The 8,846-nt window shown below is 71.4% G+C and carries 8 protein-coding genes and 1 pseudogene; 6 read left to right on the forward strand and 3 right to left on the reverse strand.

Features of this window, described 5'->3' with window-relative positions:
* The first annotated feature begins 2 nt into the window (after positions 1-2).
* On the forward strand, positions 3-950 hold the full coding sequence (locus A9X04_RS07080) for an enoyl-CoA hydratase/isomerase family protein (RefSeq protein WP_067918941.1): 948 nt from the start codon (positions 3-5) through the stop codon (positions 948-950).
* Between the two features lie 17 nt (positions 951-967).
* Here the strand turns inward: A9X04_RS07080 and A9X04_RS07085 are convergent, their stop codons facing one another.
* Together A9X04_RS07085 and A9X04_RS07090 are read right to left on the reverse strand one after the other, a co-directional pair.
* Positions 968-1,432 carry a CD225/dispanin family protein gene (locus A9X04_RS07085; protein WP_067918942.1) on the reverse strand — a complete coding sequence of 155 codons (465 nt, stop codon included), beginning with the start codon at positions 1,430-1,432 and terminating at the stop codon, positions 968-970.
* Between the two features lie 117 nt (positions 1,433-1,549).
* On the reverse strand, positions 1,550-2,710 hold the full coding sequence (locus A9X04_RS07090) for an acyl-CoA dehydrogenase family protein (RefSeq protein WP_067918943.1): 1,161 nt from the start codon (positions 2,708-2,710) through the stop codon (positions 1,550-1,552).
* Positions 2,711-2,842: 132 nt separating this feature from the next.
* Here A9X04_RS07090 and A9X04_RS07095 point away from each other — a divergent pair, with 132 nt between their 5' ends.
* From A9X04_RS07095 to A9X04_RS07105, 3 genes are read left to right on the forward strand one after another with little or no spacing between them, the layout of a single operon-like run.
* Entirely contained in the window at positions 2,843-3,913 is a 1,071-nt protein-coding gene (locus A9X04_RS07095; protein WP_156764248.1) for a MaoC family dehydratase, read from the forward strand.
* Positions 3,914-3,933: 20 nt separating this feature from the next.
* The gene (locus A9X04_RS07100) at positions 3,934-5,124 is read left to right on the forward strand and encodes a CoA transferase (protein WP_067918945.1); all 1,191 of its coding nucleotides are present in this window, start codon (positions 3,934-3,936) and stop codon (positions 5,122-5,124) included.
* Positions 5,118-6,422, forward strand: a complete 1,305-nt coding sequence (locus tag A9X04_RS07105) for an amidohydrolase family protein (RefSeq protein WP_067918946.1) — start codon at positions 5,118-5,120, stop codon at positions 6,420-6,422. The genes A9X04_RS07100 and A9X04_RS07105 overlap by 7 nt, the downstream gene beginning before the upstream one ends.
* 7 nt (positions 6,423-6,429) lie before the next feature.
* On the opposite strand, the gene A9X04_RS07110 is transcribed toward A9X04_RS07105, so the two are convergent.
* A complete protein-coding gene (locus tag A9X04_RS07110; RefSeq protein ID WP_067918947.1) occupies positions 6,430-7,329 on the reverse strand; it encodes an alpha/beta hydrolase in 900 nt (299 codons plus the stop codon).
* A 112-nt stretch (positions 7,330-7,441) separates the two neighbouring features.
* Between A9X04_RS07110 and A9X04_RS07115 the strand changes: the two genes are divergently transcribed.
* The gene (locus A9X04_RS07115; RefSeq protein WP_255396477.1) at positions 7,442-8,233 is read left to right on the forward strand and encodes an alpha/beta fold hydrolase; all 792 of its coding nucleotides are present in this window, start codon (positions 7,442-7,444) and stop codon (positions 8,231-8,233) included.
* Between the two features lie 221 nt (positions 8,234-8,454).
* Positions 8,455-8,846, forward strand: a pseudogene (locus A9X04_RS07120) (class I SAM-dependent methyltransferase); the annotation flags it as partial.

Consider the following 8,846-nt stretch of genomic DNA (forward strand, 5'->3'; position numbering starts at 1 on the left):
CCATGCTCCGGGTGGTCCCGATCTGCAGCCGACCGGATCCCGGTTCGGCCTCGCCGCCGGGCGTCGTCGTCGCCTACGGCTCCGCCGCCGACATCGCCGCGGGCGAATCTTGGCTTCAGGAAGCGACTTTCACCCTTACTGAGGATGGGTGCGCCGATCGCAGGGTCATCACCGTGCAGTCGGTCCCCGACGCCCTGGCCGAGCTGACCGAGCGCCGTCGGCGCTGGCCGCACGCCAGTAGCGTCTGCGACGACGTGTTGCGCGCGGTGGATCCGGACGGCCCGGCGCTGACCGCGGTGGTGACCGAGTCGCTGGCGTACTCGACCCTGCAGGCCGGCCCGGAATTCGCGCGCTGGCTGACCGAGCGCGGCCCGGCCCGGATGCCCGACATCGTCGATCCGGTGCGGGCCGAACGCGACGGCGACACGCTGCGTATCGCGTTCAACCGGCCGCAACGCCACAACGCGTTCTCCACCGACGCGCGGGCCGCCCTGCTGGAGGCGCTGGCCGTCGCGCAACTGGACCCGTCGGTGACCGGGATCGTGTTGAGCGGCAACGGTCCGTCGTTCTGCAGCGGCGGAGACCTCGCCGAATTCGGCACCTTCGCCGACCCGGCGAGCGCGCACCTGGCGCGCACCCGGCACAGCCCCGCCCTGGCCCTCGGCGCGCTCACCGCCCGGCTCGGACCCGCCTGCAGGGCGGAGGTGCACGGCCGGGTGCTGGGCAGCGGGCTCGAGATGGCGGCGTTCTGCGGATGGGTGGGCGCGCGCGACGATTCGGTTTTCGGGCTACCCGAATTGCAGCTGGGGCTGATCCCCGGCGCCGGCGGAACGCTCAGCGTCACCCGCCGGATCGGCCGGTGGCGCACCGCCTATCTCGTGTTGTCGGGCCGCACCATCGACGCCGACACCGCGCTGGCCTGGGGACTGGTCGACGCGATCCGCGACTGAAAGGGCCTAAAGCGTTGTCAGAAGCCCGAATACGTGGTGGTCGTGGTCGACGGCAGGTGGGAGACGGCGAAGACGCCGATGGCAACGTAGACGAGCACGAGGATGACGGCGAAGACGGCCCCGACAATGGCGCCGATGATGGCCCACTTCTTGGCGTTGTTGGCCGCCTCCTGGGCCTCGGCGTATCGGCCCTGGGCCCACAGCCCGGACACCTTGGTGGAGTAGACGATCGAGACGATCCCGAGCGGCAGACAGCACAGCACGGTGCACAGGATGGCCCAGACGAGGTAGTTCTCGGGTTCCGGCTGGCCCGGCCAGCCCGGCTGGGGCGGCGGCCAACCCGGTTGCTGACCCGGCCAGCCCGGGGGCTGGCCCTGCCAAGCCGGCGGTTGGCCCTGCCATTCCGGCGGTTGGCCCTGCCATTCCGGCGGCTGACCCTGCCATTCCGGCGAGCCTTCATGCGGCCCTGGGGGATAACTCATGGCAGCCGACTTTCTTTCGTCGCAGTAACTTTTGCTCCCGCGCCGCTTTGCTGGTGGGAGAAGTCAGGCAAGGATACAGGACCCGTCGGCGTCAAGCCCGCACATTCGTGCTCGCGCTCAGATACCACCCCGCGCGACCAGTTGCCCGGCGATCACGTTGCGCTGAATCTCATTGGTGCCCTCGCCGACGATCATCAGGGGGGCGTCACGGAAGTAGCGCTCCACGTCGTATTCGCACGAGTAGCCGTACCCGCCGTGAATCCGCACGGCGTTCAGGGCGATCTCCATCGCCACCTCGGAGGCGAACAGCTTGGCCATGCCGGCCTCCATGTCGCAGCGTTCGCCACTGTCGTAGCGTTCGGCGGCGTAGCGGGTGAGCTGCCGGGCTGCGGTCAGTTTGGTGGCCATGTCGGCCAGGTAGTTGCCGACCGACTGGTGCTTCCAGATCGGTTGGCCGAAGCTCTCCCGTTGCTGCGCATAGGCCAGCGCGTCCTCGAGTGCCGCCGTGGCCACGCCCAGGGCGCGGGCAGCCACCTGGATGCGCCCGGTCTCGAGCCCCTTCATCATTTGCGAAAAGCCTTCGCCCATGCGGCCGCCCAGCACCGTCGACTGGGGCGCACAGAAGTCGTCGAAGGACAGCTCGCAGGACTCGACGCCCTTGTAGCCCAGCTTCGGCAGGTCCCGCGATACCGTCAGGCCGGGACCCGGCTGGACGAGCACGATCGAGATGCCCCGGTGCCGCGGTGTGGCGTTCGGATCGGTCTTGCACAGCAGCGCGATCAGCCCGGACCGCCGCGCGTTGCTGATCCACGTCTTGGCGCCGTTGATCCGCAGGCCGCCGGGGGTGCCGTCCGCGCCCTCAACGGGCAAGGCCGTCGTCGTCATGTTCTGCAGGTCCGAGCCGCCACCCGGTTCCGTCAGCGCCATGGTGGCGCGCAGCTCGCCGGTGGCCATCGCCGGCAGGTAGGTCCGCTTCTGCTCCTCGGTCCCGAACAGGGTCAGCAGCTTGGCTACCACGGTGTGCCCGCCCATCGCGCCGGCCAGGCTCATCCACCCGCGCGCCAGCTCCTCGGTGACCCGGACATAGCACGGCATGGACACCGGCGACCCCCCGTATTCCTCGGGAATCGCCAGGCCGTAGATGCCGATTCGCTTCATCTGCTCGATCCACGCCTCGGGATAGGTGTTGGCGTGCTCGACCTCGCGGACGGTCGGCTTGACGTCGCGGTCGATGAACGCCCGCACCGTGGCCACCAGCATCTCTTCTTCGTCGTTCACCTGCGCGCATCCTCCGAGGTCGATGGTGGTGACCCGCTTCGCCCGGCTTCGCCGCGCTCGCGATCACCACGAGGTCGATGGTGGCGACCCGCTTCGCCCGGCTTCGCCGCGCTCGCGATCACCACGAGGTCGATGGTGGCGACCCGCTTCGCCCACCGATTCCACAGCCTGCCAGCATGTGGCGTTGTGACTAGTGACGGGTACGCGGGAATCCGTGCCGGCGGGCCGTACTTCGACGATCTCGCGGTCGGCCAGGTCTTCGACTGGGCGCCCGCGGCGACCCTTTCGTCGGGATTGGCCGCCGCCCACCAGGCGATCGTAGGGGACCGGCTGCGGCTCGCGCTGGACGCCGGCCTGTGCGCGGCCGTGACTGGCCTGCCCGCCCCGCTGGCGCATCCGGCGCTGGTCTGCGACGTGGCGATCGGGCAATCGACACTGGCCACCCAGCGGGTCAAGGCCAACCTGTTCTACCGCGGACTCACCTTCCACCGCTTCCCCGTCATCGGCGATTCCCTCTACACCCGCACGGAAGTGGTTGGGCTGCGCGCGAACTCGCTCAAGCCGGGCCGGGCGCCGACCGGCCTGGCGGCGCTACGAATGATCACCGTCGATCAGGACGACCGGTTGGTGCTCGACTTCTACCGGTGCGGCATGCTGCCGGCCAGCCCGGATTGGCAGCCCGATGACGCACCGGGGGACGATCTGTCCACCGTCGGCGCCGACGTGCCGGGCCCCGCCACCGATCCGGCCGCGCAGTGGGACGCTGAAGTGTTCCGCTCCAGGGTGCCCGGCCCGCACTTCGACCCGGGGCTGGCCGGCGCCGTGCTGCACAGCACGGGCGACGTGGTCAGCGGTGCGCCGGAGCTCGCCCGGCTCACCCTGAACATCGCCGCCACACACCATGATTCGCGGGTGGCAGGCCGACGGCTGGTGTACGGCGGGCACACCATCGGGCTGGCCCTGGCGCAGGCGAGCAGGCTGCTGCCCAACCTGGTGACGGTGCTGGGCTGGGAGTCTTGCGATCACACCGGTCCCGTCCACGAAGGCGACACCCTGTACAGCGAGTTGCACGTCGAGTCCGCGGAGCCGGCCGGCCAGAGCGGCGTGCTGCGGCTGCGATCGCTGGTCTACGCAGTCGGCGACGGGGCGGGCGAGGCGGACCGCGCGGTGCTGGACTGGCGGTTCCGCGCGCTGCAGTTCTGAACGGGCGCGCCGCGAGCACAATGGGGGGCGTGAGCTCGGCTGCGTCGGCGTGGGGAAGCAGCGGGCTGGCCTACCTGACCGGCCTGCCCGAAGGGCCGCCCGACTTCTCCCGGGCGAACGTGCTGACCCACGCGCAGCGGGTGTCCGCGGCCGTCGGCGAGCGGTTGGGCCTGACCATCGATGCCGCCGGCCTGCTGGCCGGGCGGGCCGCGCTGCTGGGCCTGACCCGCGGCGGCCGGGTGTCCGCCGGCGGCGCCACCCGGCTGTTGGTGGCCGCCGACGGCTGGTGCGCGATCACGTTGTCGCGCCCCGAAGACGCCGCCGCCGTCCCCGCGCTGGTGCAGAGCGACGACGCCACGTGCGACCCCTGGCCGGCGTTGCAGCGCTGGGCCGCAACGCAACCGCTCGCCGCGATCATCGAGCGCACCGCACTGCTCGACATTCCCGCCGCCGCCCTGGGCGAAGCCGCGGCCACCGAACCGCGGATACGACCACGCGGGCCCCGCGGACCGGCGCGCGACGTCGCGGGCCTGCTGGTCGCCGACCTGTCCTCCATGTGGGCGGGCCCGCTGTGTGGACAGCTGCTGGCCCGGGCGGGTGCGTCGGTGGTCAAGATCGAGAGCCCGGGCCGCCCGGACGGCACCCGAGCGGGCGACCGAGCGTTCTTCGACTGGATGAACGGTGAAAAGCTCTCGTACTGTGTCGATTTCGATCGTCAGGCCGACGAGGTGCGCGAGCTGCTCGCCGCGGCCGATGTCGTGATCGAAGGCTCGCGTCCCGCGGCGCTGGCGCGGCGCCGGCTCGGACCGGACGACGTCGCCACAGGGCAAGGGCGAATCTGGTTGCGCATCAAGGGCTACCTCGACGAGCGGCCGGCGTTCGGCGACGACGCCGCGGTGGGCGGCGGCCTCGTCGGCGTCGCGGCCGACGGGCCGGTGTTCTGCGGCGACGCGATCGCCGATCCGTTGACCGGGCTGGAGGCGACCCGGCTGATCGCCGACTCGCTGGGCCGGGGCGGCGGCGAGCTGATCGAGGTCTCGATGGCGGCGGTCGCCGCCGGCTATGCGGCGCTGCCGACGCAGCCGTCGCGCGCTGACCGGCCCGCGCCGCCCCCGCCCATTCCGCCGCCGGCCCGGCCCGCGGCCCGGCTGGGCGCAGACAACGAGGCGGTGCGCCGGATGGTGGCCCGAAGGGGTTGTCCGCCATGCTGATTCGGCGGGCCACCCTGCTGGACGGGACGACCATCGACATCCGGTTCGGGGACCGGATCGACGAAGTGGGTGACGGCCTGGTCGCCGAACCCGGCGAGGGCGTGCTCTACGCCGGCGGGGGAACCGTCCTGCCCGGCCTGCACGACCACCACGTGCACGTGCGTTCGGCGGCCTCGGCGCTCGATTCGTTCCTCGTCGGGCCGCCCGGGGTCAGCACCAAAACCGAGCTGGCGCAACTGCTGTCGAACGCGACGCCGGGGCCCGACGGGTGGATTCGCGCCGTCGGCTACCACGAGTCGGTGGCCGGCGACCTGGACCGGGACGCGCTCGACAACATGGTGCGCGGCGTCCCGGTGCGCATCCAGCACCGCAGCGGTGCGCTGTGGATCCTCAACTCCGAGGCGCTGGGCCGGGTGGGCCTGGCCGACCACCCCGACGGGCGGCTGCGCAGCGCGGACCACGGCTGGTCGGACCTGCTGCAGCGGCGCGAAAGCGACCTGGCGGAGCTGAGCCGGCGCATCACCGCGACCGGCGTCACCGGCGTCACCGACGCCACCCCCGACCTCGACGCCGACGACATGGTGTCGCTGGTGGTGGCGCACCGGCGCGGGGAGTTCCGCCCCCGGCCGAGCTTCCTGTCGCCGGGCAAGAAGATTCTGCACGACGACGGGCTCGATGTGGACGGGCTGGCGGACTGGATCGTGGGCCGGCACGACGCGGGCCGGCCGGTCGCCGTGCACTGCGTGACCGCGGCCCAGCTCGTGGTGACGATCGCGGCCCTGCGGGCGGCGGGCAGCCATCCGCAGGACCGCATCGAGCACGCCGCCGTGGTGCCCGACGACAACCTGTCCGACCTGGCCGAGTTGGGGGTCACGGTGGTGACGCAGCCCAACTTCATCGCCGAGCGCGGCGATCATTACCTCGCCGACGTCCCCGCCGCCGAGCACGACCAGCTGTGGCGCGTCGCCTCGCTGCTGAAGGCGGCGGTGCCCGTGGCGCTGTCCACCGACATGCCGTTCGGCCACGGCGACCCTTGGACGGCCATGCGCGCCGCCGTCTACCGCACCACCCCGAGTGGTGCCGTCCTGGGCGTCGACGAATGTGTCTCCGCACGAGAGGCTTTGGCGATGTTCCTGGGCTCGCCGGACCGGCTGGCCCGGCCGCGCACGGTGGCGACCGGAGAACCGGCGGACCTCTGTGTGCTGAGCGAGCCACCCGCGACGGCGCTGGCAGAGCTGGACGCCGGCATGGTGGCGGCCACCGTCATCGGTGGGGAGCTCGTTTACTTCGCGATGTGACCGGCGATCACGACGCGATGGCGAACGCCGCGCGCAGCATGGCGCACTGACTGTCGAAAAACCGCTGCGACACTTGCGCTTTGGGCGCGATGAGATCGAATCCGTGGAAGGCTCCCGCCACGGTCTCCACCTGGCACGGCACCCCGGCGGCGGTCAGGCGTTGCGCGTAGGCCAGATCCTCGTCGTGGAACAGGTCGTGGGTGCCGACCCCGATCCAGGCCGGCGGCAGCCCGCTGAGGTCTTCGCGGCGCCCGGGCACGGCGACCTGCGGGTCGGCGTCGCCGAGGTACGCCGCCCAGCCGAACCGATTGCTGCGGGTGTCCCACAGCCGGTAGTTCGCGTCGTGGGCGGACGCCGAGCTGCGATCGTCGAGCATGGGATAGGTGAGCAACTGGAACGCGGGGCTCACCTCGGCGCGATCGCGGGCGAGCAAGGCCAGGGCCGCGGCCAGGCCGCCGCCGGCGCTGGCGCCGCCGATGGCCACCCGGTAGCGGTCCACGGACGGCAGGCCGGCCAGCCAGGTCAACGCCGAATAGCAGTCCTCCAGCGGCGCGGGATATGGATGTTCGGGCGCCAGACGGTATTCCACCGACGCGACGGTGATGCCCAGCCGCCGGCTGAACCCGCTGCAGAGCCGGTCGTCCTGCCGGGCGGTGCCGATCACGTAGCCGCCCCCATGGATCCACAGCAGCGCGGGGGTCGGCTCGGCCACGCCGGCCGGCCGGAACAGCCGGACACCGGTTCCCGAACCCAGCGTGAGCTCCTCGACACCGTCGACGGGCTTTCCGAGGCGGTCGCGCAGCGCGATTCCCGCCCGCATCATCCGCAGGGTCCTGGGACCGACGAGTCGGCGCGGGGCAAAACGGGCGACCCGCTGGAGGTCAGGGTGAACATCGGTGTTCGGCACCGCATCAGTATCACCGACGCGCAACACCCGATGACCTGCTATCAGTGGTATGCGGCGGTTGGAGACATCGGGAGGCAACGTGACCGGATACGCTTCGCGATTCGTCGATACCGTGCTCGGCAAGATCCGTGTGCAGGTCAGCCTCGGCACCGGCCCCGCGGTGCTGCTGTGGCCCAGCCTGTTGATGACCGGGGACCTGTGGTTGGGCCAGGCGGCGCACTTCGGCGCCAGCCACCGCCTGGTGCTGATCGATTCGCCCGGCCACGGCGGCAGCGAGCCGCTGCGGTCGGCCTTCACGTTCGGCGACTGCGCCCGCTGCGTCGTCGACCTGCTGGTCGGGCTCGGCATCGACAAGGCCCACTTCGTGGGCAATTCCTGGGGCGGCATGATCGGCGCCACGTTCGCGGCTCACCATCCCGACCGGCTTGACCGCGCCGTGCTGATGAACTGCACGGCGTCGAGAGCCGGTGTCGTTCAGAAGGCGAAATACGCGGCCATGTTGCACGCGGCCGCGGTGCTGGGCGGCATCCGGCCGCCGCTGACGTCGTCGGCGCTGCGCGCCTTCCTCGGCCCGACGACACTGCGTACCCGTCCGGACGTGGTCGAGACCGTGCGCGCGAACCTGCGCGCGGTCAACATCGATTCGGCCCGCTGGGCGGTCCGCAGCGTGGTGCCCGCGCGCCCCGACCAGCATGCCCTGCTGCGAACGATCACGGCCCCGGTCCTGGTGGTCGCCGGCGCCGAAGACGCCACCTTCCCCGTGCCCGAAACCCGGGCGATGGCGGAGTCGATCCCCGGCGCTTCCTTCCGCGTGCTCGACGGGATCGCGCACCTCGCGGCGCTGGAAGACCCGGCCCGGGTGAACGACGTACTGGATGCCTTCCTGTTCGGCGCTGTCCATTGATCCGTGAGAACTCATGCGCGACGGGACTTCCGCCGAGCGGATCGCGGATGAACCATTCCGCTCCCGCGCGCGTACTCCAAGGGCGGTGGATTAGCCGAACAAAGATCGGGGTATCGGTGGAGTGCTGGCGAGGGCGAGACGCGCCAGCGTTTCTTCGTCGCAACGTCCCTCACCGGGACCGAGCGTGGACCGCCCGGCCGGGCAGGACGCGAGGGACGTGAATGCTGGGGCATCTCTACGATCGGGCGCTCGGCGGCGAGCGATGTTGGATTCGCCACGACGACGGGGAGCTGCGGCCCCTACCGGCGCACCGCTGGCTGGGCGTGCGATGTCCCGAGGACGTATGTCCCGGTGACGGATCCGGCGACGCCTTCGACGAGGACTTCGACGAAGCCGTCACGCGGATGTGCACCGGGCCGACGATCGAATTGGGCTGTGGGCCGGGCCGATTGGTGGCCCGGCTGATTCAGCGGGGAATACCGGCCCTTGGCATCGACCGCTCGGTGACCGCGATCCGGTTGGCGGGCCGCGGCGGCGCGCCGGTCCTGCTGGGCGATGTGTTCGACCCGCTGCCCGCGATGGGCCTGTGGCAGACGGTGTTGTTGGTCGACGG

The organism is Mycobacterium sp. E3247, assembly GCF_001667785.1.
Lineage (GTDB): Bacteria > Actinomycetota > Actinomycetes > Mycobacteriales > Mycobacteriaceae > Mycobacterium.

Excerpts from the sequence above, each read along its gene's own strand:
- A9X04_RS07085 (WP_067918942.1), bottom strand. The coding sequence starts at position 1,432 with ATGAGTTATCCCCCAGGGCCGCATGAAGGCTCGCCGGAATGGCAGGGT.
- A9X04_RS07100 (WP_067918945.1), top strand. The coding sequence starts at position 3,934 with ATGGGGGGCGTGAGCTCGGCTGCGTCGGCGTGGGGAAGCAGCGGGCTG.
- A9X04_RS07095 (WP_156764248.1), top strand. The coding sequence starts at position 2,843 with ATGGTGGCGACCCGCTTCGCCCACCGATTCCACAGCCTGCCAGCATGT.
- A9X04_RS07080 (WP_067918941.1), top strand. The coding sequence starts at position 3 with ATGCTCCGGGTGGTCCCGATCTGCAGCCGACCGGATCCCGGTTCGGCC.
- A9X04_RS07105 (WP_067918946.1), top strand. The coding sequence starts at position 5,118 with ATGCTGATTCGGCGGGCCACCCTGCTGGACGGGACGACCATCGACATC.